Raw genomic sequence first — 23,203 nt, 5'->3', positions numbered from 1 at the left:
GCGGCGCCCGCGCATGATGAGCGCCATGACCATCCGGCTGACCCAGTACGCGCACGGCGGCGGCTGCGCGTGCAAGATCCCGCCCGGTGAGCTCGAATCCGTCGTCAGCGGTCTCACCGGCGCCCGGCCCGCGAACGCGGCCGGTGAGCTGCTGGTCGGCCTGGACGCCGGTGACGACGCCGCGGCTGTCCGGATTTCCGGTGGGACGGCGCTCATCGCGACCACGGACTTTTTCACCCCGGTCGTCGACGACCCGTACGACTGGGGCCGGATCGCCGCGGCCAACGCACTGTCCGATGTGTATGCGATGGGCGGTACTCCCGTGGTCGCGGTGAACCTGCTGGGCTGGCCGCGCGACGTCCTGCCGTTCGAACTGGCCGCCGAGGTCCTGCGCGGCGGGCTCGACGTGTGCGGCGAAGCGGGGTGCCACCTCGCGGGCGGCCACAGCGTCGACTCCCCGGAACCCCAGTACGGCCTCGCCGTCACCGGGACGGCGGACCCGGACCGGTTGCTGCGCAACGACTCCGGCCGCGCGGGCGTACCCCTCACCCTGACCAAGCCGCTCGGCATCGGCATGCTGAACTCCCGCCACAAGGCCACCGGCGAGCGGTTCGAGCACGCCATCGCCACGATGATCACGCTCAACCGCGACGCTTCGGTCGCCGCACTGGCCGCGGGCGCCGTGTGCGCGACGGACGTCACCGGGTTCGGACTGCTCGGCCACCTCCACAAGCTGGCCCGCGCCAGCGGCGTCACCGCGCGGATCGACCCGGCGGCCGTGCCCTACCTCGATGGCGCGCGCGAAGCGCTGCGCGACGGCTACGTCAGCGGCGGCACCCGGCGCAACCTCGACTGGGTCCGCCCGCACGCCGACCTGTCGCGGACCACCGAGACCGAAGCCCTGCTCCTGGCCGACGCCCAGACTTCCGGCGGACTGCTGGTCGCGGGCGAGCTGCCCGGCCACCCGGTGATCGGCGAGCTCGTTTCGCGCTCGGACCACACCGTCGTGGCCGGCTGAGGGCCGCGTTTGCGCCGCGCGTCCGGCGGGTAAGCTCCGAAATCGGCGACCCGGAAGATCAGCAGGTGTCGCGGTGTCCATGTTGACCGTCCTCTTCGGCGTCGCCGGCCTGCTCGCGCTCGCCGCGGCCGTGCTGCCGAAGTGGTCGCCGACCGGCCGTTCTCGACCCCGCTCGTGATGCTGGTCGCCGGCATCGGGCTCGGCCTGCTGCCACTGCCCGCGCCGTACGGCGACGGGTGGGCCGACCCGGCCGCGCACCTGACCGGCGTCGAATCGTTCGCCCAGCTGGGCATCTTCGTGTCGCTGGCCGGGGCCGGGCTTTCGGTGGACCGCCCGTTCGGAGTCCGCCGCTGGGCGTCGGCCGGGCGACAGCTGGGCATCACGATGCCCGCGATGATCGCCGTCGTCGCGCCGCTCGGCTGGTGGTTGGCGCTCACCCCGGCCGTCGCGATCCTGCTGGGTGCGGTCCTGGCGCCGACCGACCCCCGTGCTGGCCGGCGACGTCGGCGTCCCCTCCCCCGACGCCGACGCCGACGCCGACCTGGCCCGCCACAACGAGATCCGGTCCACGGTCACCATCGAGGCCGGCCTGACCATGCCCTTCGTCCTCCTGGCGCTGGCACTGGCCGGGCAGCCCCCGAGCCGGACGCCGGCTGGATCCTGGTGGACCTCGTCCTGCCGGTCGGCATCGGCGTGCTGGTGGGACTCGGCGCCGGGAAACTGCTGGGATGGGCGACGTTCCGCACGACCTCCTCGCGATTCCGGCTGGCCGACTACGCCGACGGCCTCATGCTGCTCGCCCTCGCTTCCTGCCGTACGCGGTTGCGGAACTCGTGCACGGAAACGGTTTCGTGGCCGTGTTCGTCGCCGCCGTCGCGGTGCGCACGGAGGAACGGTCCCACGAGTACCACGAGGTGCTGCACGCCTTCGGCCGTCAACTGGAACGGCTGTTCGTCGCACTCGCGCTACTGGGGCTCGGCGTGGCCCTCGGTGACGGGCTGCTGCACGGCCTTCTCACCCGTGGGCCGCGGTTCGCGAGTCCGCGGCTCCCCGAGCCCAACCCGTCGGCGCACCGCACCAGGTCACGGACGAAACCGGCTGAACCGCGGAAGACCACGCATAGCCTCGGCCCCAGCGGGTACGCAGAAAGCAGACCACGTCCAGCCGACGTCGAGGAGTGGCCGCGATGTGCCCGGCGAGCGCCCCGCAGTACCGCCCCCCAGCCACGCTGCATCTCCACGAGCCCGCGCAGGTGCCCCACGCGGCCACGCTGCGCCGGGCGGTCGCCCGCTGGGCCGACGCCCGCGGATTGGCGCCGCCGCTGATCACCGACGTGGAACTCGCGGTCTACGAAGCCCTGATCAACGCCGTCGAGCACGCGTACGCCGCAGACTCCGCGAATGGCGGAGTGGAACTGCGGGCCCACCACGAAGAGCGCAGTCTCCGCGTCACGGTCACCGACGAAGGCCGATGGCAGCCACCACGCGGCCCCGACGTGTGCCACGGTCACGGCTTGCCCCTCATCCGCGCCCTCACCGACGACGTCGCCATCACGCCGACACCCCACGGCACGACAGTCACCATGACCTGGCACCTGACGGCCAGTAGTGCCTCGGACTGACACTCCGCGGTGCAGAGACGTTCGGCCGGCAAGGAAGCGGGTAAACCTCGCTGCGGGCGCGGCCCGAGCCGAGACGCGCCGCCGGTCACTCGGCCGGTGGCGCCTCCTTGGCGAAAGCGTGGCCGACCGGTTACCCCCGCGACAGTCCGGAAAGGAACACAGCATGCCCGAGCCGACCGCCGTGCTGTTCGACGTGGACGGCACACTCGTCGATTCGAACTACCTGCACGTCCATGCCTGGCTGCGGGCCTTCCACGCCGTGGATCGTCCGGTGGACGGCTGGCGCGTGCACCGGGCGATCGGCATGGGTTCGGACAAACTCCTCGTCCGGCTCCTCGGCCACGCGGACGCCCAGCAGCTCGGCTCCCGCGTGAAGGACCTGCATTCCGAGCTGTACCTGCGTGATTCGGCCCTGCTGCGGCCGTTTCCCGGTGCCCGCGAGCTGATCCGGACCCTGGCCGGGCGCGGAGCACGCGTCGTGCTCGCCACGTCCGCAGGGCCCGACGAGCTGGAGATCCTGCGCAAGGTCCTCGACGTCGACGACGAGGTCGCCGCGGTCATCGCCGGCAAGGACGTCGAAGCGACCAAACCCGACGCCGAGCCGGTCGTCGTCGCCTTGGACGCGGCCGGCGCCGGTTCTGCACGGTCGATTTTCGTCGGTGACGCCGTCTGGGACGTCGAGTCCGCCCGCCGCGCGGAGGTCCGAACGGTCGGAGTCCTCTCCGGCGGAACCAGCGCCGCGGAACTCCGCGAAGCCGGCGCAGTGGCCGTCTACCGCGACGTCGCCGAAATATTGGCACAGCTCGACGACAGCCCGCTGGCACCACTGCTCTGGGATTGATCGCCGCGGACGATCTTGTAACGGCGCCACGCACCAGCCCGGTCCAGAAAACTGGACCGGGCTGGGCGGGCAGGGGTCATCGCAGCACTTTCCGCCTCCGGCCAAAGGCGGCAGCGGCAAGCGAAACCCCGAGCCCGGCCAGCACGAGCTGGGTGATCAGCTCGAGCCAGTCAAACCCTTCGGTGTCGGCGTATCCGGCCGCACGCGCGATCGCCGTCCCCGCGAACGCCGCGATGATCCCGACCACGATCGTGAGCCACAACGGAATCTTCTGCTTTCCCGGCGCAAGCAGCCGACCGAGAACGCCGATGATCAAACCGATGACGAGTGCACTAATGATTCCGGTGATGGTCATCGCTGACTTCTTTTCCAAGCGATGACCCCGAATACCCGGACGCGGCCGAGCAAAACCAGCGCTTGCGGAAATTCGCAAGAACACCATCGACCGCCGCCCCGTAATACCGCGACCGGATTGCGCCGGGGTGAAACGCCCGGTGTTTGGGCTCACTCCCCGGGGGAACCACCCGGGGATGCCGGACTTGCCCGCCCCGCTGTCGTTGTGGATCGACACCGCGCCCGCGCCGGAACGCGGCTCTGGGCCGCCGCCCACATGGGCCGAGGTGGTCGTGCTCGGGGCCGGGATCGCGGGGCTGACCACGGCGGTGCTGCTGGCGCGGGCCGGGAAGTCGGTGGTCGTGCTCGAGGCCGGCCGGGTGGCGAGCGGCGTGTCCGGGCACACGACGGCGAAGGTGAGCGCCCAGCACGGCCTGAAGTACGCCGAGCTCGAGGCACGCCACGGTGCCGACGCGGCGAAGACCTACGCCGGGGCGCAGTCCGCGGCACTGGAGTGGATCGCCGGCGAAGCGGGCATCGACTGCGCGTTCACCCGCGCGCCCAGCTACGTCTACACGACGCAGGACGGGACCGTCGACAAGCTCAAGAAGGAAGCCGACGCGGCCACGAAGGCCGGGCTCCCGGCGGCGTACGTGAAGGACGTCGAGCTGGACGTGCCCGCCCTCGGTGCTGTACGCGTCGCCGGGCAAGCCCATTTCCACCCCCGCCGTTGGCTGCTCGGGCTCGCCGCCGAGGTCGAACACGCGGGCGGCACCGTCCTCGAGCACACGCGCGCGCTGGGCCTCGACGTGCGCGGCCGGGTCGTGCGGACGTCCCAGGGTGACGTCGAGGCCGACGACGTGGTGGTCGCCACGCACTACCCCGTGTTCGACCGAGGGGTCTACTTCGCCCGACTCGACCCGGTGCGCGACCTGGTCGTCGCGGGCCCGGCGGCCGGCAACACCTCCCTGGACGGCATGTACCTCGACGCCGACACCCACCACTCGGTGCGCGCCTACACCGCCGACGGCACCCCGATCGTCGTCGCCGGCGGCGAGCACTACCGCGTCGGCGCCGAATCACACATCGAGCGGCGGTACGAACGCCTCGCCGCCTGGGCCGGCGAACACGCGGGCCTGCACCGCGTGACCCACCGCTGGTCCGCGCACGATCTGTCTACTTTGGACGGTCTACCGTACGCCGGCCGCTATCTACCCGCCTCGCTCCCGCTGTGGGTCGCGACGGGCTTCGGCCAGTGGGGCATGACCGGCGGCACCGCGGCAGGCCAGGTCGTGAGCGCCCGCATCCTCGGCGAGGAGCATCCCGCCGCCGCGCTGTTCGACCCCAACCGCTTCGACGCGCGCTCGGTGCTCAGCCTCGCCGAAGACGCCTTCGAGGTCGGCCGCCACCTCGTCGGCGACCACGTGTCCGTGCTGCAGCAGGGCCGCTCTCTGGGCCAGGTACGACCGGGCCAGGGCGCCGTGGTCCGCGTAGGCGCCGAACTCGTCGCTGCCTACCGAGCGGAAACAGGCGACCTGCACACCGTCGAAGCCCACTGCACGCACCTCGGCTGCCTGGTGACCTTCAACGACGCGGAACACACGTGGGACTGCCCGTGCCACGGCTCCCGCTTCGCGCCCGACGGCGCGGTCGTCCAGGGCCCCGCCGTCCGGCCGTTGCGCCGGCATCCGCGCTGAACCATCAGCACGCCCTTGGCCTGTTCGACGGACCCTCCGATCGACTGGTACCGACGCATCGGTATCGCGCGCGACGGGCAACCACCCCGAAGCGTGATTTCGAGGGCCCCACCCGGGGTATCTGGCGGGAATGACGCGGCTGCGACGCAGCGTCCTCACCGCCCCGGGCATCCGGCGGGTGCGACGCGGGCACGGGTTCTCCTACCTCGATCCCGCCGGCGACCGGCTCGCCGAAGACGAGGCGCTGGAGCGGATCGAGGACCTGGTCATCCCGCCGGTGTGGCGTGACGCGTGGATCGCGCCGCAGCCGAACGGCCACATCCAGGCCGTCGGCACGGACGCCGCCGGTCGGCGGCAGTACCTGTACCACCCGCAGTGGCGCCGCGACCGCGACGAGGAGAAGCACGACCGGGTGCTGGCCATGGCGAAGCGGCTGCCCGGATGGCGGACCCAGGTCGAGGACGACCTGGCCGAACGCGGACTCACCGAACGCCGCGTGCTCGGCGCCGCGCTGCGGATGCTCGACCGGGGCATCTTCCACACCGGCGGCGAGGAGTACGCCCAGGAGAACGGCAGCCACGGCGTGGCCACCCTGCTGCGTGAGCACGCCTGTGTGCGCGAGGGTGCCTGCGTGTTCGAGTACCCGGCCAAAGGCGGCGCCGCGAGGGCGGTGTCGATCGACGATCCGGCGCTGGTGGAGGTGCTGCGATCCTTGCTGCGCAGCCGCGCGGACAGCGACCGGCTGCTCGTCTACCGCACCCCCTCGGGCTGGCACGAGATCCACGCCGCCGACGTCAACGAGCGGTTCAAGGAGCTCGCCGGGCGAGGACTGCACGGCCAAGGACCTGCGCACCTGGAACGCCACCGTGCTCGCCGCGGCCGCGTTCGCCACCGCGGCGGAACCGAAGTCGAAGGCGGCGGCCCAACGCGCGGAGGCCGCGGTGATCCGCCAGGTCTCCGAAGCGCTCGGCAACACCCCGGCCGTGTGCCGGGTGTCCTATGTGGACCCCCGAGTGGTCGAAGCCTACCGCTGGTCACGGACGATCAGCCGAGCCCTGAGCCGCGCCGCGAAAGCCGAGAGCGACGACGCTCGCGCGGTCCTCGAACGCGCCACCATCCGGCTGCTGAGCCGAAGGAAGAACCCAGTAGCCCGCCCGGGGGGTCACCGCCGGGCAACGGAACCTTTCACCGGAGAACCCGCGCAGGGCGGTGCCCGCGCGGGCGACGCCGTTCACCGTCAGCGGCGGCGGAACGCCAGGATCGCGATTCCGTCGCGCAGCGCGCCGCCGCCACGGCCGGGCTGCCTGCGGTGCTCCGCCTGCTCGCCAAGCGGACCGTGCCGGCCGGCGGGCATGAAGCCGCCGCGGCGGGGTAACCAGCGGCCATGACGATGCTGTCCTCCCCCGTCCTGCCCGCCGCCCGGGGCCCGCTTTCCGCCACGGTCGCCGCGGCGCTGTCCGCTCCGCCGACTGGGCGGCCGTTGGTGCTCGACGCTCTCGCGGGCGCCCAGCCGTTCGGCAACGACCTGCAACTCGCGCTGCACCTCTGCTACGAACAGCACTACCAGGGAACGCCGGCGTCGACGAGACGTGGGAGTGGGATCCGGACCTGCTCCGGGCCCGCGCGGCACTGGAGCACCAGTTCCTGACCGGCCTCCAGGGCGCGGTACCCGGTGGCCACGACGTCGGCGCCGAGTTCGAGGCCCTGCTCGTCGAGCCGATCGACAGCTCCGGCGTTTCCCACTTCCTTCGCGACGAAGGAAAGTGGTGGCACGTGCGGGAGGTCTTCGCCCACCGCTCGATCTACCACCTCAAGGAAGGCGACCCCCACGCGTGGGTCATTCCGAGACTGTGCGGCCGGGCCAAGGCCGCGCTCGTGGCAGTCGAGTTCGACGAGTTCGGCGGCGGCCGGGCGGAATCCGCCCATTCGCGCTTGTTCGCCGACCTCTTGCGCGGCGCCGAGCTGCCGGACGGCTACCTCGCTCTGCTGGAGCACGTGCCCGCACCGATGATCGCGATCGTCAACATGATGTCGCTGTTCGGTCTGCACCGGTCGCTGCGGGGCGCGCTCGTCGGTCATTTCGCCGCCACTGAGGTGACCACGGGACCGTCAGCGCACCGGATGGTGCAAGCGCTGACCCGCCTGGGTGCCGCCGAGGCGTGCAAGCTCTTCTACACCGAGCACATCGAGGCCGACGCCGTCCACGAGCAGGTGATGCGCCACGTCGTCGTCGGCGACCTGCTCACCCGGGATCCCGGGCTCGCAGCCGACGTCGTGTTCGGCGTCCAGGCGACCAATCTCCTCGAAGCACGCCTCAGTGAGCACCTCCTGGCGTGCTGGCGCGCCGGGCGGTCCTCACTGCGTCAACCGTTGTCCTGAGTCCTCACCCGCTTGCGGTGGCTCGTGTCGCACAGCGGGAACCGCTTGCTGCGCCGGCACGTGCACACCGCGACGACGAAGTGGTCCGAGCGCACGACGTCCCCGTCCGGCGTCCCGGGAGCGTTGAAAAACCGATGGCCGGACCGAACAGCCGATTTCAGTGCCACAGCGGCAACGGGTAGTAACGCTCCTCAGCGGGGTCAGTCCGCCGAGCCCGTCTTACCGCACCGCGACGATTGCTGCATCTATCGATCACCTGCAGGTGAAACATGCTTTCGACAAAAGATACCCGTCAGTAAGAAGGCGAAATCGCTGGAACCGCTTTCGTGATTTTTTCTCCCCATTACCGCACGACGAAGAAATGTGTTTTCCATTTTCTCGCGTTTTCGCGCAGAACCTTGCGGGTAGCCGAATCAAACGAAGTCACATTCCTGTTCGCCTTGGTTTCGGGGGCGGCGCGCAGGTTGTGCGGGACGAACTCGCTATCGCAAGAGTCAGGAGGAGCGGCCATGAAGGCAGGAACACGGATGGCGGTCGGAGTCGCGGCCGGTTATCTACTGGGGCGGACGAAGAAGGGGCGCCTCGCGTTGATGATCGCGGCCGCAGGGGCCACCGGCAAGGCCGGGGTGTCGCCGACGAAGCTCGTCCAAGGTGGTCTCAAGCAGCTGGGCTCGTCCGCGGAAATCGGCCAGCTGACGTCGCTGGCGCGTGACGAGTTGCTCTCCGCGGCGAAGGCCGCGGCGGTGACGGCCGCCAGCGGGAAGATCGAATCACTGAGCGAACGCCTCTCGGACGGCGGCGCGCTCACCCGCGGCAAGAAGTCCAAGGCCGACGACGAGCACGACGCCACGCCGGAAGACGAAGACGAAGCTGAAGTCGAGGACGAGGACGAAGACGAAGACCAGGAAGAGCCGGAGCCCGAGAAGCCCCAGCGCCGCCGTGCGGCGGCCCGCCGCTCGAGCGATGGCGACGAACAGCAGACACAGCGGCGTTCATCGAGCCGGCGGTCCACGCCGTCCGATGACGGCGACAAGAGTTCTGGCAGTACACGCACCGCCACCAAGCGCTCGCCCGTCCGCCGGGCGAGGAGGTGAACGCAGTGGTCACCAAAACGTTGAAGAAAACCACCGACAAGGCCACCAGCACAGCCGGCAAAGCGACCGGCACGGTCGCCGGCGCCGCGTCGAACGCGACCGGTGGCAACACGAGTGAGCTGACCGATGCCCTGCGCGGGCTGGGTCAAGCGGCCATGACCCGGGCGACGGGTTCCATCACGAAGCGGATCTCTTCGACGGCCGGGCGCCTGACCGACTTCGCCGAAGGCGGCGGCGGTGGCCTTCTCGAAGCGGCGACCGGTGGCAAGGGCAGCATCAAGGGCAAGGCGATGATGGGCGCCGCCAAGGGCGGCCTGTCCGGTATCGCGCAGAAGGTGAAGGACGCGTTCAGCGGCGGGGGCGGCCGTGGCAGCGGAAAGGGCAACAAGATCAAGCTCACCAACATCGTCGAGGAGATCGACATCGGTGCGCCGATCGACCTCGTGTACGACCAGTGGACCCGGTTCACCGACTTCCCGGCGTTCATGAAGAAGGTCAACAACGTCGAGCAGGTCAGCGAAGAGAAGACCGAGTGGAAGGCGCAGGTCCTCTGGTCGCACCGCACCTGGGAGGCGACCATCCTGGAGCAGGTGCCGTTCGAGCGGATCGTGTGGCGCTCCAAGGGCGCGAAGGGTCACGTTGACGGAGCGGTGACGTTCCACGAGCTCACGCCGGATCTCACCAAGGTCGTGCTGGTGCTCGCGTACCACCCGCAGGGGCTGTTCGAACGCACCGGCAACATCTGGCGGGCGCAGGGCCGCCGGGCGCGGCTGGAGCTCAAGCATTTCCGCCGCCACGTGATGACGGAAGACCTGCTGCACCCCGACGACATCGAGGGGTGGCACGGCGAGATCCACGACGGGCAGGTCGTCGAGCAGCAGGACGAGGGCGCCGACCGCGACGAGGCCGAGGACACCGGGCCCGAGCAGGACGAGGAGTCCGCCGACACCGGTTCCGAAGAGGACGAGGCCGCCGAGTCCGAGGAGGAGCCCGAAGAGGAAGAAGAGTCCGAAGAGGAGCCGGAGGAAGAGGAGCCGGAAGAGACCGAAGACACCGACGAAACCGAAGAGGCCGAAGAGACCGACGAGGCGGCCGAAGAAGAGCGGCCTCGTCGCGGCCGCGCTCGCGCCGGTGCCGGCGCCGGCAGAAGCCGAGGGAGCAGGCGATGACAACAGCAGTACAGCCCTCCGGTGGGGGCGGCGGCCTTGACCGGCCGTCCTCCAGCAGCCTCGCCGACGTGATCGACACGATCCTGGACAAGGGCCTCGTGATCGACGCGTACGTACGGGTGTCCTTGGTGGGCATCGAGCTGCTGACCATCGACGCCCGGATCGTGGTGGCCAGCGTCGACACCTACCTGCGGTTCGCGGAAGCGGTGAATCGGCTCGACATCTCGGGCACCGAGCAGAAGGGCCTGCCCGACCTCCTGGAGGACGTGACCTCCGGCGGCGCCAAGGCCAAGACGCGCGGTGCGCTCGAGGCAGCAGGCGACAAGCTGCGCGACATCCTCGGCGAAGACGAAGACGAGGAAGAACCCGTGAGCCGCGGCAGGAAGGGACGGTGAGGCGAGTGACCGCCGAAACCGGCACCGAGACGGAGACCGGAACCGAGACGGCGATCTACGTCTACGGCATCCTGCCCGCCGACGTCGAGATCGACGGCGACGCGCGTGGAGTGGGCGATCCGCCTTCCGCCGTGACCACAGTGCACAGTGGACCGATCGCCGCGCTGGTCAGCGAAATCCCCCAGGACACGCCGCTGGGCCGGCCGGAGGACCTTTCGGCGCACGCCGGGCTGCTGGACGCGGCGGCAGCCGAGGTCCCGGTGCTGCCGCTGCGCTTCGGCGCCGTGGTCGCGGACGAGCGAGCGGTGGTCGACGAGCTGCTCGACGCGAACCGCGATGACTTCACAGCAGCGCTGGAGGAGCTGGAGGGCAAAGCGGAGTACCTCGTCCGGGCGCGCTACGACGAGGGGGCCATCCTGCGGGAGATCCTGTCCGAGAACGACGGCATGGCGCAGCTCGCGGACGCGATCCGGGGCAAGCCACAGGATGCCACCCGCAACGAGCGCATGGCCCTGGGCGAGCAGATCACCCAGGCGATCGAGGCGAAGCGTGCGGTCGACACGCAACGGGTCGCCGACGCGCTGGCCGATTCGGTCGTGGAGCTCGCGCCGCGACAGCCGACTCACGATGAGGAGGCGGTGCACCTCGCGGTGCTGGCCGAGACCGACCGGCAGGGCGATCTGGAAGCCGTCATCGGCGAGCTGGCGAAGGACTGGGAAGGCCGCGTCGAGGTCCGCCTGCTCGGTCCGCTCGCTGCGTACGACTTCGTCGTCACGCGGACGCCGGAGTGACGCGGTGGGTCTGTTGTCAGGAATCGTCGGTCTGCCGCTGGCACCGGTCCGCGGGGTCCTCGCCCTGGGCGAGCTGATCCGGCGGCGGGTCGACGAAGAGCTGCACGACCCAGCGTCGGTCCGGCGCGAGCTGGAGGCCGTGGAGCAGGCGCGGGCCGCCGGCGAGATCTCGGCCGAAGAAGAAGCCGAAGCGCAGCAACAGGCATTGAGCCGGCTGACGGGCCCCCGGCCGAGCCGGCCCGTGCACCGAAGCGACGAGAGGAAAAGGTGAGGGCCGATGGCCACCGCAAAAAGTGAAGACCGGTCCCCGCCGACCCGGCGTCGATCGGGGCGCGACGGCATGGTCGCCTCGACAGCGGCCGCTTCGGCGGTGCGTCAGCTGGACGAGCTGATCACGAACGAACCCGTGGGCGTCACGTCGGTCGAGCCGCTCGAAGACGGCTGGGTCGTCGAGGTCGAAGTGATCGAAGAGCACCGCATCCCGTCGTCGGCCGACATCCTGGCGCTGTACGAGATCGAGCTGGACACCGAAGGCGACCTGCTCGCATTCCGCCGCACGCGGCGGTACGCGCGCGGCAAGTCCGGCACCGGCAATGAGGGGAGCTGAGATGGTATCGGGGCAACCGGTCAGCAGGTCCCAGGGCTCGCTCGGTGCTACCGGAAGCCAGCCCGCGAACCTCGGCGACATCCTCGAACGGGTGCTGGACAAGGGACTGGTCATCGCCGGGGACATCCAGGTCAACCTGCTCGACATCGAACTGCTGACGATCAAGCTGCGGCTGGTGATCGCTTCGCTCGAGACCGCCCGGGAGGTGGGCATCAACTGGTGGGAGAGCGATCCGTGGCTGACCGGTGACAACGGAAAGCTGCAAGACGAGAACCGGCAGCTTCGGGCGCGCGTCGCCGAGTTGGAGGCGGCGCCGGAATACATCGAGGCCGGCGGGGAAGACGATGAACGAGAGTGACGAGACGGGCGTGTGGCTGTACGCCGTGACGCCTGAAGTCGGGGCCGCCGCACTCGGCGGCCTGACCGGCGTCTCCGCCGAACGCCCGCGGGTCGTCACGGCGGGCAGGCTGGCCGCGGTGGTGGGCGATGTCCCGTTGGGCTCGTTCGGCGCGGAAGCCTTGCGTCGCAACCTGGAGGACCTCGACTGGCTGGCCGCGGTGGCGCGAGCGCACGACTCCGTGGTCGCGGCGCTCGTCGAGCAGGGGCCGGTGGCGCCCGTCCGCCTCGCGACGGTGTACCACGACGACGACTCCGTCCGGATCGCCGTCGAGGAGCGCTGCACCGATTTCGAGCGGACGCTCGAGCACGTCTCGGGCCGGGTCGAGTGGGGGGTGAAGGCATTCCTGCAGTCCGAACCGGAGCCCGCCGCGGCCGTGCCGGACGGCGAAGGCCCCGGATTTGCCTACCTGGCGCGGCGGCGCAGCGCGCTGGCGTCACAGGAAGAACGTCAGCAGCGGGCCGCGGACCAGGTGAGCCGACTCCACGCCGCGCTCTGCGAACTCGCGGCCGACGCCTGCACCCACCCCCCGCAGAGCCGGGCGCTGACCGACCAGGACGGGCCGATGATGCTCAACGGCGCGTACCTCGTCGACGACGCGGAAGCCGGGCGATTCGCCGAGGCGGTGGACTGGCGTGGCCGGGACAGCACCATGCTCACCGTGGAGCTGACCGGGCCATGGCCGCCGTATTCGTTCTCTACACCGGAGGAACCATGACTGTGCCGGTACGCGCCGGAAACCGCAACGTCGCCCTCATCGACCTGCTCGACCGCGTACTCGCGGGCGGTGTCGTGGTGAGCGGCGAAATCACCCTGTCCATCGCCGACGTCGATCTCGTGCACGTTTCCCTGCGAACCCTGATCACGTCGATCACAGCATTGCAGCCCCATGGGTGACGACGAGCGGAAGAACCGGATCGACGCCGATCCCGAGACGGCGGAACGCAGCCTCGTCAGTCTGGTGCTAACAGTGGTGGAACTGTTGCGCCAGCTCATGGAGCGTCAGGCGCTGCGCCGCGTCGACCACGGAGATCTGGACGACGACAAGGTCGAGGAGATCGGCCAGACGCTGATGTACCTCGATCTGCGCATGGAAGAATTGTGCGATCACTTCGGACTCGAGCGGCGGGACCTGAACATCGATCTCGGACCACTGGGATCGCTGCTTTCCGAGGAATAGCATTGCCACTTTCGAGATCGAATGACCGGGTAACGACGCATTCCGTCTGGTGCTAACAGCGTGTTTGACCGGCCGCCGACCGGGTACGCAGCGGAAATACAACCTGCCCGGGTTGTCGCCGCTCGAAACGCCAGAGCCGAAACGGCAACAGCAGACTCGGGACCTACCCATCAACGTAACCGAATTTTGTCCACGAGAGGACGAGATCGATGAATACCGGCTTCAACATCCTGCAAAGTCTGCAGAGCGCATTCACGACGTTCGTGAACTACCTGCCCCAGCTGATCGGCGCGCTTCTCGTGCTACTGATCGGCTTCATCATCGCCAAACTGCTGGACAAGGCCATCACCAAGGGCCTGCAGAAGGCGAAGGTCGACGACCGGCTGAAGTCCGGTGGCGGCGCGAACTACGTGGAGAAACTCTCCCCGCGGGGCAGCCCGTCCAAGCTCGTCGGTCTGGTCGTGTTCTGGGTGATCATGCTGTTCGTGATCTCCTCGGCCATCGGGACGCTGGGGATTCCGGCGTTGACCGCGTTCATGAACCAGGTGCTGAGCTACCTGCCCAACGTCATCGCCGCGCTGCTGATCTTCATCGTCGCGGCCGCGGTCGCCGGCGCGGTCGGCGGGCTGCTGCACCGCACCATGGGCGACACCCCGACCGGGAAGATCGCCCGCACCCTCGCCCCGGCGATGATCATGGGGATCGCCGTTTTCATGATCCTGACTCAGCTGGGGATCTCCCCGGTGATCGTCACGATCACCTACGCCGCGCTGGTCGGCGCGGCGGCACTGGCCGCGGCACTGGCATTCGGCATCGGCGGCCGGGACGCCGCCGCGCACCTGGTCAATTCCGGGTACGAGAAGGCCAGGGATGAGAACGACCAGATCAAGTCCGAACCGGCGATCGGCAAACAGCGCGCCGCCCAGGACGCCGCCGACACCAAGCACAAAGCCGAGCAGCAGGCGGGTGCACCGCCTGTCCAGGCCCAGCCCAGGGCCACCACCGAGGGCGCTCACCGATCCTGACCCGAGCGACGAGGAATCGGCGCGGGCGCCGGAGAAGAGGAGCTGGTCTGATGAAGCCCGAACAGCGAGCCAAGTGGGCGAACGTCTGGGCTGACGACGGCGGCTTGCACCTGGTGCCCATCGAAGACGTGGTGTGGCACGACTTCTGCGACGACTGTCTCTGCGGGCCGAAGAGCGAACTGCACCACGCCAAGGCAGACGGTTCGGATATCTGGTACGTCATCCACCAAGCGATGGACGAGAGGCCATGATGGACGGCTGCGAAGACGACGCCACCGCCTCCGCCGCACCGCGCGGCCCGTTTCCCGGGCCAGCGGCGGGAGCGCGAACAAGTCGATTCCGCGGTGAGGGTTGGAGCCCGACCGTGGGGGTAGGCCCCTGTCATGACCGATAACTCACCATCAGCGATCAGGTACACCAGGACCCGGACTGCGACGGAGTCCCCGCCGCACCGGCTGATGTCCGCCCTCGAAGACGTCCAAGCGCTGGACGCACCCGCGGCCGCGGTGGCGAGGCCGGTGGACGAGTTCTTCAGCGGCCAGGCCGGCGAAGAGCTACGAGGCCGCCGGCTCGGCCATCCACTGCACCCAGTCGCGGTTACTCTCCCGATCGGCGCGTGGGCGTGCTCGTCGCTGCTCGACTTGGTGCCGGGCAACGACGAAGCTGCCCGTCGCCTCGTGGGCATCGGCTTGCTGGCGGCTCCGGCGGCCGCGGTTCTCGGTGCGGCCGATTACCACGTACTCGACGAGCGACAGCGCCGGGTCGGGTTCTGCCATCTCGTGCTCAACCTCGTCGCAACCGTGGTCTTCGCCGCCTCCTACCGCCGGCGTCGCCGCGGTGCGGCTGGGGGCAAGTTGCTCGGTGTACTCGGCCTGCTCGTCCTCGGTGTCGGTGGCGCGCTCGGCGGCCACCTCTCCTACGCCCAGGGCGCGGGGGTCTTCCGCTGGCAGCGCGCACAGAGTCAGACGGGCACGGCTCCGGTCACGGTGAATTCGAGGCGTCTGGCCACCGACACGGCCTGGTCGCCGAAGCGCTCGTAGAACCGAGCCAGCAGGGCAGCGTTGGCCGCCGCGGCGGCGCCGCCTGCCCAGTCCTGGCTCGTGATCAGGCCGAGCACTTGAGCATGCAGGTCGTCCACCGCCTGGTCGGCGTTGTCCAGCTCGGTGAACATGCCCGCGAACGGCGCCGCCATCATGTCCGCGAGCCGGTCGGCCATGCCCGCGGTGAGGTCGCCGAGGCGACGAAACTTCTCTTCCAGCTCGGCGGAGTCGAGGTGGTCCGGGTGCTGAAAGCGCGCGGTGCCGGCGATGTGCGCGGCGAGGTCACCCATGCGCTCGAGTTTGTCGGCGCAGTACACCGCGGCGAGCACGAGTCGCAGCTCGTGGGCGACCGGGGCCTGCAACGCCAACAGCGCCTCAGCGTGCTCTTCGCACTCGGCGCGCTGCAGATCCAGCTCGACGTCGCTGCCGAGCACCTGCTCGGCCAGCTCCAAGTTCGCGGTGAGCAACGCCGCCGTGGCCTGTCGCATCGCCTCCGAGCAGGCGACGCACATCGCCGTCATCTCGGCGCCGAGCCGAGCCAGCTCGTGATGAAATGCTTGTCGCATGGCCATCGAACCCAACCTCTCGCGCGCCTCCCGCCACCGCGTCAGCAAGCCCAGCCGGGCCCTGATCGACTCGTGACGCTGCGCCGCCGCCGGACCTCTGCAGTCGACGCCGGAGCAAACGAGTACCCGGAATGCAGCCGGATAAACGGTCGTGTGCCCCAGGCAGCGGCGCTACGGACCGCCGTGGCCCTTGTCGACCTCGGCGAACCGGCGCGGTGCGGCGCTCGCCCGGCTCGACGCCGCGACCACCGCACTGAGGTCCCTGCCGGAGATCAGGGCGACGTCGGCGTCCGCCGGATCGACCAGCTCCGGCGCGGCGAACACGACCGGGTTGCCCTGCGGCGGCCGCGGCACGATCGCCGGCCCCTTGACCGAGTACGTCTCGCCCTCGAAGTCGATGTAGTGCAAGCGATCGCGGTCCAGGTAGCGGCTCGTGGCCACGTCGCGGACCACCGCGTCGTCCTCCCACGAGTCCCACAGCGCGCGCACCACCCGCAGGCCGTCGGCGGCCTCGCGCAGCGCGGTATCCCCCGTCACCGCGGGGCGGCTCCAGGCGAGCGCGGCCGCCGGGTTCTCGGTGCTGCCCACGACCCAGCCCGCCCGGCCGTGGCCGATGTGGTCCAGCGCGGCGAGGGCGGACGACACGTGGAACGGTTCGGTGTAGGTCGTCGACACGACCGGCACGAGCCCCAGCTCACTCGTCACCTCGGCCAGGAACGCGGCGCGCTCCAGCGACCCGATACGGCCCGCCGGCGCCGGCGCGGGGCCGGGCAAAAGTGAAGGCGGCACAAAAGCCCGGGGGGTCCAGGATCCGGGAAGGAACCCCGCGTGACCGTGAGGGAACCGGGCACGGAATCCCGACGTCTCAGAACGGACGAGTGTTACATTACCGACACGGGATGTCACTCGGCTCGTCGGTGACTTCCGCTTGGCGAGCGGGACTGTGCGGAAGGAAGCTCTGTGGGGTTCGAGGTCGATGTCGAGAACATCAGCAACGCCGCGGCCAAGCTCGGCCAAGGGACGCCGCCGTCGCTGTCCGCGCCGGGGGCGCCGAACGTGGGTGGAACGGATCGGGCCGGTGGCTTCGCGGGCGACTACGAGGTCTGGCTGCTGACCCGGCAGGAAGATCTGGACGCGGCACAGCAGCAGGTCGACAGTCTGGTCGAAACGATCGGCAACGCCGCGAAGAGTTACGACAGCAGCGACGACGAAGCACGCGGCGTGTTCCTGAAAGCGCTGGACAGCGGTTTCGCACGGATCGACCGGTGACGGCGGTGTTCGACAAGATCCGTGAGCTCGCCGGCAAAGTGGAGAAAGGCAGCACGACCGAACTGGATGATCGGGCCCGGGCGTGCAGAGCCACCAAGGAATCGGTCGAGGACGCCAAATCGCTGGTGGAAAGCGTCCGTACGCAGTTGAGCGAGAGCTGGCACGGCGGGGCCGGGGAGTCGGCCCTTTCCTCGCTGGATGCCTTCAAGAAGAACCGCGAGGACCAGGCCGAGGACCTCGAAGAGTCGGCGAAATCGTTCGAAGTCGTGCGCGACGCGCTGGCGAAGGCGCAGTCCGACGCCAGGAGCAAACGCGAGGACGCCGAGAAATTGCAGGCGAAACTCGACAACGTGTGGAAGGACCTCTCGCACGGCAAGGGCAACATCGTGTTCGCCTGGGCCCAGGACAAGATCATCAAGGCCGAGGCCCTCGTGTTGCTCGCCGACCTGCAGCGGGTGGTCACGACCTACGACGCGGTCCTGCTCGCCGAGGGTTTGAAGCTGCGCAACAAAACGGGCCAGATCTGGGAGCTCGCCGGCTCCGAGAAGCGGAACCCGGCCGAGATCGCCGCGCTCATCCTGCGCGAGATCCCTGGCCTCGCCGCGCTCGTCGCGAAAAACCCGAAGCTCGATCTCGCCCTGCTCAAAGGTGATTGGGACACGATCATGCGCGACCCCGAGGTCGCGCAGAAGATCTATGACTACTTCGGCTTCAAGTACGTCGAGGGCAGCGATTTCTACACCACCGGCGAGCACTCGGTGCAGAGCTACCTCGGCTGGCACGACATCTACGACAAGATGGAGAAGCTCATCGGCGCGGACCTCGACCGCACCAGCGCCCAAGGCGACAACATGGAGTTCACCGACCCCAAAACCGGGAAGCAGTACCGGCTGGAACTGTGGAAGGGCAGCTACGGGTTCGGCGGCGCGTTCGGCGGCGAAGTCGGGTTCTACGCCCGCGACGCCCAGTCCCAGGACCCGTCCGGCTACTACTCGGCCGCGCAGGGAGACGACCAGATCAAGGTGACCCAGCAGATCTACGACAAGGAAAGCGGCAAGGTCTACTTCACCAACGACGGCCAGGGCGCCGACGGCAGCGACAAACGGCACTTCTGGAACCTGGCGATCCGCTCCGAGCCGGGCGTGCACCCCGACCAGCTGGGCCAGCGAGCCACGATCGAGGTTCGCGACACGGACATGCGCGACCGGATCTACAACGAGATGACGCGGTACGCCGCCGCGCACCCCGAAGAGAACCTCACCGTCACGAAGGTGTCCGACCACCCGCCCGTGCTCAGCTACGACTGGAAAAAGTGACCGGCGGGGTCACAACGAGGTCAGCGGCCTGAACTCCCAAGGCTCGTCGTCGTCCTCGCGGCCCCCGCGGCTCCCACGACCTTCGCGGCTCGGCCGTGCCGGAACCTCGCGGTCGGCGAGACCGGCGAACACCTCTGCGACGTCGATCATCCCGGCGACCTCGTCGGCGACGCCCTGTCCGTGCCGTTCGTCGATCTCTTCCAGCCCTTCGCGCAGCACGGCGACCGCGGCGTTCCTGGCTCGGGCGCGCAACGTGCGGGCCAGCTCTTCCGACGTCTCGCCGGCACGTCTCGACTCAGTCATGGGCACACACTATCCGGCCAGGGCGGGCGAAAAGGCGCATTTCGCGCGGCGGCCCATGCGACCCCGCGGCCGAACGATCAGAACACCAGAACCGGCTTGACGGTCTTCCCGGACGCGGCGTCGGCGGCAGCCTGGTTGATCTCCTCGAAGCGGTAGCGGCGCTGGATGCGTTCCAGCGGCAGCGCGCCGCGACGGTAGGCGTCCACGAGGATCGGGACGAACGTTTCCGGCTCGCTGTCGCCGAGGGTCACGCCGCGGATCGTGCGCCTCGGCGACAGCCTCGGGACGTCGAAGCTGCCGCGGCTGCCGGTGCGAGGCGCGCCCTGGAGAGCTGAGCGCCCGCGACGAGGAGTCGCGCACCGGCTCGCGCACAGCCGGAGCACCGCGGCTGTCAGGCGAGCCCGGCCGCTCCGTCGATCAGTGTCCTGGCGAGGGCTTCGGCGTCTTCGAACGGGCGGGGGTCGTTGAGCGAGGTCGCCAGGGCGCGAGCGCCCTCGAACAGCACGGCGAGGCGCCGCCCCAGGGTTTCCGGGTCGGGGGCGCCCGCCTCGGCGGCCGTGGCGATCAGGCGCGCGGCCAGTTCCCGCTTGTGGCGCTCGACCACCGCTGCGGCTTCCGGCATCGTGCCGGCCGCTTCGACGGCGGTGTTGTGCAAGGGGCAGCCGCGGACGACCGTGGCCGAAGCCGGGCCGGCCGGGCGTTCGGCGAACAGCGCCAGGAGACGCTCGCGGGCGCTGAGGTCGGTGCGCCCCAGGGCGGTCTCGGCGAGGAAGTCGTCGTCGGACTCGATCGACTGCACGTAGGCGCTGACCAGGGCCTCTTTGCTCGGGAAGTGCTGGTAGAGCGTCCGGGTCGACACGTGCGCCACGTCGGTCAGCTTCGCGATGCCCGTGGCGTGGATGCCGTCGCTCGTGAACAGCTCGGTCGCCGCGCGCAGGATGCGCTCGCGCGCCCCGCGGCCGCCCTTGGGGGCGTTGACCGTCGCCTCGATTGATGCCATGCCGCAAGTATAGCGATCGTTGTACTTCTTCGGCGAAGCCTGCTACGGTCAAGTACAACGATCGCTTTACTTCACTCTCCCGAAGAGGAGCCCGCAACCCATGTCCACACAGAAAATCGCCTCGGTTTCCCACGAGGTCGTCCGGTGGTCGATCGACACAGGAACATCCTTTGAGGACTTCAGGGATCGCTACGAAGCAGCCGTACCGGTGCTGGACCTCGATCGGATGGCGCGACACCGCGCCGAGCACGCGAGCTGGGACACCGTGCTCGCGGCGGCGACAGAGAACGCGCCGCATGGCTTCATGCGGTTCTGGAGCACTGACGTCGGAGGGCTCATGCAGCTCGCGGGCAATGCGGGATCCTGCGCTGCCTACCTGATGGGAAACCACACCATCGCGGAACGCATGTACCGGCACGACCCCGCGGTGATGCTCCACGCCCCGCTGCGAACGACGATCCACCAGGATGGGCAAGGGGTCACGCGGTTCTCCCTCGACCAGCCCAGCACCCTGTTCGCGAGCTTCGGAGTCCCGGAGATCGCGGCCGTCGGACGGGAACTGGACCGCAAGGTCGCCGATCTTCTCCGAGTGTTGGACGTTCCCGTTCTCCCGCAGATGTGACAAATGTCCACTCAGGACCATTTCGATGGAGAGGTACTCATGCAGGACAAGGATATTTCCGTCGACAGCGTGCCGACGGCCGAGGAGACCGAGCTGGCCGGACTCGGAGTGGCGGCAGCGGCCGCCGCTATCCGGCAGGGCGACATCACGTCCGAGTCGTACTCGGCCGCGCTTCTGCGGCACGCTCGGAAGTACTCGAACCTCAATTCGTTCATCACCGTGGATGAATCCGCCGTGCTGACCGCGGCCGCGGAGGCGGACAAGGCGCGCGCCGCGGGTTCCAGCGCGCCGCTGCTCGGCGTCCCTCTCGGAGTGAAGGACAGCTACCTGACGCGTGGTCTCCCCACGACACTCGGGCTGGAAAGCCTGGGAAGTTTCACACCGGCCGAAGACGCCGATGTCGTGGGCGCGATCAAGGATGCCGGTGGCATCGTGTTCGGCAAGAACAACCTCGTCGAGATGTCCTTCGGGCTGACCGGGCACAACAGGCGCTACGGCCAGGTGAAGAACCCCTACGGCCACTACCGTGTTTCCGGCGGATCTTCGAGCGGCTCGGCAGCAGCCGTCGCGGCCCGGATCGTGCCCGCCGCGTTCGGGGGCGACACGGTCGGTTCGATCAGGGTGCCGGCGTCGCTGTGCGGTGTGGTGGGATTCAAGCCGACCACGGGCCGATGGCCGCGCGGCGGGGTCGCCCCGATTTCGCACACGCTCGACACGCCGGGCGTCTTCGCCCGCACCGTCGAGGACTGCGCGCTGATCGACCGAATCGTCACCGGGGAGGCAGGCGCTCCCTCGTCCGATCGCGCCGATCTGAAAGGGGTGAGATTCGCTTACGCACCCAGCCACTACCTGCGGTTGATCGATCCGGAGACCGAAGCACAGTTCACGAGCGCACTGCACCGCCTGCGCGACGCCGGTGCCGAAGTCCGTGAAATCGACCTCGGCGACGACTTCTCCGCCCTGGCAGACCGGCTGACATGGAACCTCTTCTTCCGCGAGGCGCACCAAGCCGTCTCCGAATTCCTACTGCACAACAACTTCCCGGTCTCCTTCGAGGACGTCTTCACCGAGCTCAAGCCCGGCCTCAAAGAAGTGTGGAGTCACCTGGTCTTGCCGAGCGGCCAAGGATTCCTCCCTGAGGACGCCTACGAAACCACGCTTTCCGTCGACCGCCCGGAACTCCGGCGCCGGTTCGGCGAGGTGGTCACCCGGAGCGGGTTCGACGCCCTGATCTTTCCCACGACGCCCTGCCCCGCACCGCTGATCGACGATCGGCCGCGCTTCACGATCGCGGGTGAGGAGGTGGACGAGCTGGTTCTCGCGAGGAACACCGTCCCCACGAGCGGGGCGGGCTTGCCGGGCATCAGCATCCCCCTCGGGCTGACCGGAAACGGCCTGCCGCTGGGCATCGAGATCGACGGCGCCCACGGTCGTGACCGCGAGCTGCTCGACGTGGCCCGTCGGGCACAGGCCGTTTTCGGCACGGTGCTCGCACCCGCGTGAAGACGTCAGGAACAGCGCCACGCTACTCGGTGAAGAGATCACCGCTGAGGTACTTGAGTCCGGTGTCGACCGCGATGGTCACCACGCTGTGCCCGGGCCCGAGCTCCCGGGCGAGCGTGATCGCGCCCGAGACGTTCACCGCGGACGAAGTGCCGGCGAAAAGCCCTTCACACCTTGCCAGCCGCAACGCCAGACCGCGCGCCTCGTCTTCGTCGACGGCCCTCGCCTCATCGAAGACCGCCGAGGTGAGCAACGGCGGAATCATGCCCGTACCGATCCCTTCGACCCGGTGCGGACCACCGTGTCCCGCCGTGAGCATGGGCGAGCTCGCCGGTTCGAGGGCGACAAACCGCGTCGGAAGGTGATCAGCGCGAAACGCGGCACTGACCCCGGCCAGCATGCCGCCGGTCCCGACGCCGGCGCAGAAGGCGTCGACGGTCACTCCCCCGGCTCGTGCCTGCTCGAGGATTTCACGGCCCATCCGCTCGTAGCCCGCCAGAGCGTGCGTGTTGCGGAACTGATCCGTCCAGAAGGCGCCCTCTCGGGCGACGATGCGGTCAACCTCCTCACGCATCCGGTCGAACAGCGAAGGCGTGATCCGCCCACCCTCGCTCGGGACCACGGTCAGGTCGGCGCCGAACGCTCTCATGGTGCTCAGCTTCTCCGGCGCGAAGGCATCCGAAGTCACAATGGACAGCGGATACCCTTTGACAGCACAAATGAACGCCAGGGAAGAGCCCGTACTGCCGCCGGTGTACTCCACAACACGCCGGCCGCGCTGAAGCACACCGGCGCGCTCGGCTCCCTCGATCATGGCCAGCGCCATCCGGTCCTTGTAACTTCCCGTGGGATTCCCACCTTCGAGCTTCACCAGAACCTGCGCCGCCGCGCCGGGGACGACGTGGGTCAGCCGCACCAGAGGGGTTCCTCCGATGGCGTCGAGCACTGACGAAGCGATCCCTGCTCGCATCATCGAACCCCTCTCCCGCCGTGCTCGCGCGCAGCGCGGGCTGTGCCCCTCCGATTGAACGCAGATC

29 protein-coding genes and 2 pseudogenes are annotated in these 23,203 nt (G+C 69.2%); 23 read left to right on the top strand and 8 right to left on the bottom strand.

Annotation, left to right across the window (positions count from 1 at the left end):
• The first annotated feature begins 25 nt into the window (after positions 1 to 25).
• From selD to K1T34_RS38755, 3 genes are all read left to right on the top strand, one after another.
• The gene (gene selD, locus K1T34_RS38770) at positions 26 to 1,018 is read left to right on the top strand and encodes a selenide, water dikinase SelD (RefSeq protein ID WP_220239685.1); all 993 of its coding nucleotides are present in this window, start codon (positions 26 to 28) and stop codon (positions 1,016 to 1,018) included.
• Positions 1,019 to 2,204: 1,186 nt separating this feature from the next.
• Positions 2,205 to 2,639, top strand: coding sequence for an ATP-binding protein (locus K1T34_RS38760; RefSeq protein WP_220239684.1), 435 nt, complete (start codon positions 2,205 to 2,207; stop codon positions 2,637 to 2,639).
• A gap of 163 nt (positions 2,640 to 2,802) precedes the next feature.
• Positions 2,803 to 3,480 (top strand): HAD family hydrolase, encoded by a 678-nt coding sequence (locus K1T34_RS38755; RefSeq protein ID WP_220239683.1) that lies wholly within the window; start codon positions 2,803 to 2,805, stop codon positions 3,478 to 3,480.
• Between the two features lie 76 nt (positions 3,481 to 3,556).
• Here the strand turns inward: K1T34_RS38755 and K1T34_RS38750 are convergent, their stop codons facing one another.
• Positions 3,557 to 3,835: a GlsB/YeaQ/YmgE family stress response membrane protein gene (locus K1T34_RS38750; protein ID WP_220239682.1), complete on the bottom strand. Its 279-nt coding sequence runs from the start codon at positions 3,833 to 3,835 to the stop codon at positions 3,557 to 3,559.
• A gap of 175 nt (positions 3,836 to 4,010) precedes the next feature.
• Here K1T34_RS38750 and K1T34_RS38745 point away from each other — a divergent pair, with 175 nt between their 5' ends.
• The 3 genes and pseudogenes from K1T34_RS38745 to K1T34_RS38735 all read left to right on the top strand — a co-directional run bounded on the left by K1T34_RS38745 (position 4,011) and on the right by K1T34_RS38735 (position 7,889).
• A complete protein-coding gene (locus K1T34_RS38745; protein ID WP_220239681.1) occupies positions 4,011 to 5,510 on the top strand; it encodes an FAD-dependent oxidoreductase in 1,500 nt (499 codons plus the stop codon).
• 130 nt (positions 5,511 to 5,640) lie between these two features.
• Positions 5,641 to 6,637, top strand: a pseudogene (locus tag K1T34_RS38740) (DNA topoisomerase IB); the annotation flags it as partial.
• Between the two features lie 257 nt (positions 6,638 to 6,894).
• A pseudogene (locus K1T34_RS38735) lies at positions 6,895 to 7,889 on the top strand (iron-containing redox enzyme family protein).
• Here K1T34_RS38735 and K1T34_RS38730 read toward each other — a convergent pair.
• Entirely contained in the window at positions 7,874 to 8,056 is a 183-nt protein-coding gene (locus tag K1T34_RS38730) for a CDGSH iron-sulfur domain-containing protein (protein ID WP_220239680.1), read from the bottom strand. The pseudogene K1T34_RS38735 and the gene K1T34_RS38730 sit on opposite strands and share 16 nt — an antisense overlap.
• A gap of 159 nt (positions 8,057 to 8,215) precedes the next feature.
• Between K1T34_RS38730 and K1T34_RS38725 the strand changes: the two genes are divergently transcribed.
• The 13 genes from K1T34_RS38725 to K1T34_RS38665 all read left to right on the top strand — a co-directional run bounded on the left by K1T34_RS38725 (position 8,216) and on the right by K1T34_RS38665 (position 15,587).
• Positions 8,216 to 8,983: a hypothetical protein gene (locus K1T34_RS38725; RefSeq protein WP_255637870.1), complete on the top strand. Its 768-nt coding sequence runs from the start codon at positions 8,216 to 8,218 to the stop codon at positions 8,981 to 8,983.
• Positions 8,980 to 10,152, top strand: a complete 1,173-nt coding sequence (locus K1T34_RS38720) for an SRPBCC family protein (RefSeq protein ID WP_220239679.1) — start codon at positions 8,980 to 8,982, stop codon at positions 10,150 to 10,152. The genes K1T34_RS38725 and K1T34_RS38720 overlap by 4 nt, the downstream gene beginning before the upstream one ends.
• Positions 10,149 to 10,547: a gas vesicle protein GvpJ gene (gene gvpJ / locus K1T34_RS38715; protein WP_220239678.1), complete on the top strand. Its 399-nt coding sequence runs from the start codon at positions 10,149 to 10,151 to the stop codon at positions 10,545 to 10,547. The genes K1T34_RS38720 and gvpJ overlap by 4 nt, the downstream gene beginning before the upstream one ends.
• Before the next feature lie 5 nt (positions 10,548 to 10,552).
• Positions 10,553 to 11,338 (top strand): GvpL/GvpF family gas vesicle protein, encoded by a 786-nt coding sequence (locus K1T34_RS38710; RefSeq protein ID WP_220239677.1) that lies wholly within the window; start codon positions 10,553 to 10,555, stop codon positions 11,336 to 11,338.
• A gap of 4 nt (positions 11,339 to 11,342) precedes the next feature.
• Complete coding sequence (locus tag K1T34_RS38705) at positions 11,343 to 11,609, top strand: gas vesicle protein GvpG (protein WP_220239676.1); 267 nt, start codon at positions 11,343 to 11,345, stop codon at positions 11,607 to 11,609.
• Between the two features lie 6 nt (positions 11,610 to 11,615).
• Entirely contained in the window at positions 11,616 to 11,945 is a 330-nt protein-coding gene (gene gvpO / locus K1T34_RS38700; RefSeq protein ID WP_220239675.1) for a gas vesicle protein GvpO, read from the top strand.
• Position 11,946: 1 nt separating this feature from the next.
• Positions 11,947 to 12,303 (top strand): gas vesicle protein, encoded by a 357-nt coding sequence (locus tag K1T34_RS38695; protein ID WP_220247619.1) that lies wholly within the window; start codon positions 11,947 to 11,949, stop codon positions 12,301 to 12,303.
• Positions 12,290 to 13,060 (top strand): GvpL/GvpF family gas vesicle protein, encoded by a 771-nt coding sequence (locus K1T34_RS38690; RefSeq protein WP_220239674.1) that lies wholly within the window; start codon positions 12,290 to 12,292, stop codon positions 13,058 to 13,060. Before K1T34_RS38695 ends, K1T34_RS38690 begins: the two co-directional genes overlap by 14 nt.
• Positions 13,057 to 13,239 (top strand): gas vesicle protein, encoded by a 183-nt coding sequence (locus K1T34_RS38685; RefSeq protein WP_220239673.1) that lies wholly within the window; start codon positions 13,057 to 13,059, stop codon positions 13,237 to 13,239. Before K1T34_RS38690 ends, K1T34_RS38685 begins: the two co-directional genes overlap by 4 nt.
• Positions 13,232 to 13,522, top strand: coding sequence for a gas vesicle protein K (locus K1T34_RS38680; protein WP_220239672.1), 291 nt, complete (start codon positions 13,232 to 13,234; stop codon positions 13,520 to 13,522). Before K1T34_RS38685 ends, K1T34_RS38680 begins: the two co-directional genes overlap by 8 nt.
• Before the next feature lie 209 nt (positions 13,523 to 13,731).
• A complete protein-coding gene (locus K1T34_RS38675; RefSeq protein ID WP_220239671.1) occupies positions 13,732 to 14,547 on the top strand; it encodes a hypothetical protein in 816 nt (271 codons plus the stop codon).
• A gap of 50 nt (positions 14,548 to 14,597) precedes the next feature.
• Positions 14,598 to 14,798: a hypothetical protein gene (locus K1T34_RS38670; protein WP_220239670.1), complete on the top strand. Its 201-nt coding sequence runs from the start codon at positions 14,598 to 14,600 to the stop codon at positions 14,796 to 14,798.
• A gap of 207 nt (positions 14,799 to 15,005) precedes the next feature.
• Entirely contained in the window at positions 15,006 to 15,587 is a 582-nt protein-coding gene (locus tag K1T34_RS38665) for a DUF2231 domain-containing protein (RefSeq protein ID WP_255637869.1), read from the top strand.
• Here K1T34_RS38665 and K1T34_RS38660 read toward each other — a convergent pair.
• Positions 15,509 to 16,159: a PhoU domain-containing protein gene (locus K1T34_RS38660; protein WP_255637867.1), complete on the bottom strand. Its 651-nt coding sequence runs from the start codon at positions 16,157 to 16,159 to the stop codon at positions 15,509 to 15,511. The two genes, K1T34_RS38665 and K1T34_RS38660, sit on opposite strands and share 79 nt — an antisense overlap.
• Positions 16,160 to 16,324: 165 nt before the next feature.
• The gene (locus tag K1T34_RS38655; RefSeq protein ID WP_220239669.1) at positions 16,325 to 16,927 is read right to left on the bottom strand and encodes an LLM class flavin-dependent oxidoreductase; all 603 of its coding nucleotides are present in this window, start codon (positions 16,925 to 16,927) and stop codon (positions 16,325 to 16,327) included.
• 186 nt (positions 16,928 to 17,113) lie between these two features.
• Between K1T34_RS38655 and K1T34_RS38650 the strand changes: the two genes are divergently transcribed.
• Both K1T34_RS38650 and K1T34_RS38645 read left to right on the top strand, forming a co-directional pair.
• Complete coding sequence (locus K1T34_RS38650; RefSeq protein ID WP_220239668.1) at positions 17,114 to 17,422, top strand: hypothetical protein; 309 nt, start codon at positions 17,114 to 17,116, stop codon at positions 17,420 to 17,422.
• The gene (locus K1T34_RS38645) at positions 17,419 to 18,738 is read left to right on the top strand and encodes a DUF4474 domain-containing protein (RefSeq protein ID WP_220239667.1); all 1,320 of its coding nucleotides are present in this window, start codon (positions 17,419 to 17,421) and stop codon (positions 18,736 to 18,738) included. The genes K1T34_RS38650 and K1T34_RS38645 overlap by 4 nt, the downstream gene beginning before the upstream one ends.
• Positions 18,739 to 18,747: 9 nt before the next feature.
• Here K1T34_RS38645 and K1T34_RS38640 read toward each other — a convergent pair whose 3' ends face one another.
• The 3 genes from K1T34_RS38640 to K1T34_RS38630 form a co-directional block, all read right to left on the bottom strand.
• Entirely contained in the window at positions 18,748 to 19,041 is a 294-nt protein-coding gene (locus tag K1T34_RS38640; RefSeq protein WP_220239666.1) for a hypothetical protein, read from the bottom strand.
• 77 nt (positions 19,042 to 19,118) lie between these two features.
• Entirely contained in the window at positions 19,119 to 19,292 is a 174-nt protein-coding gene (locus tag K1T34_RS38635) for a hypothetical protein (protein ID WP_220239665.1), read from the bottom strand.
• Positions 19,293 to 19,432: 140 nt separating this feature from the next.
• Positions 19,433 to 20,041: a TetR/AcrR family transcriptional regulator gene (locus K1T34_RS38630; protein ID WP_220239664.1), complete on the bottom strand. Its 609-nt coding sequence runs from the start codon at positions 20,039 to 20,041 to the stop codon at positions 19,433 to 19,435.
• Between the two features lie 19 nt (positions 20,042 to 20,060).
• Between K1T34_RS38630 and K1T34_RS38625 the strand changes: the two genes are divergently transcribed.
• A complete protein-coding gene (locus tag K1T34_RS38625; RefSeq protein ID WP_220239663.1) occupies positions 20,061 to 20,663 on the top strand; it encodes a DUF302 domain-containing protein in 603 nt (200 codons plus the stop codon).
• Positions 20,664 to 20,702: 39 nt separating this feature from the next.
• On the top strand, positions 20,703 to 22,166 hold the full coding sequence (locus K1T34_RS38620; protein WP_220239662.1) for an amidase family protein: 1,464 nt from the start codon (positions 20,703 to 20,705) through the stop codon (positions 22,164 to 22,166).
• A 22-nt stretch (positions 22,167 to 22,188) separates the two neighbouring features.
• Here the strand turns inward: K1T34_RS38620 and K1T34_RS38615 are convergent, their stop codons facing one another.
• Positions 22,189 to 23,112 (bottom strand): PLP-dependent cysteine synthase family protein, encoded by a 924-nt coding sequence (locus K1T34_RS38615; protein WP_255637865.1) that lies wholly within the window; start codon positions 23,110 to 23,112, stop codon positions 22,189 to 22,191.
• Between the last annotated feature and the right edge of the window lie 91 nt (positions 23,113 to 23,203).

The sequence above is a fragment of the Amycolatopsis sp. DSM 110486 genome, assembly GCF_019468465.1.
Classification (GTDB): Bacteria; Actinomycetota; Actinomycetes; order Mycobacteriales; family Pseudonocardiaceae; genus Amycolatopsis.
Note: the sequence above shows the minus strand (reverse complement) of the source record. Positions and strands in the feature narration are given on the sequence as shown.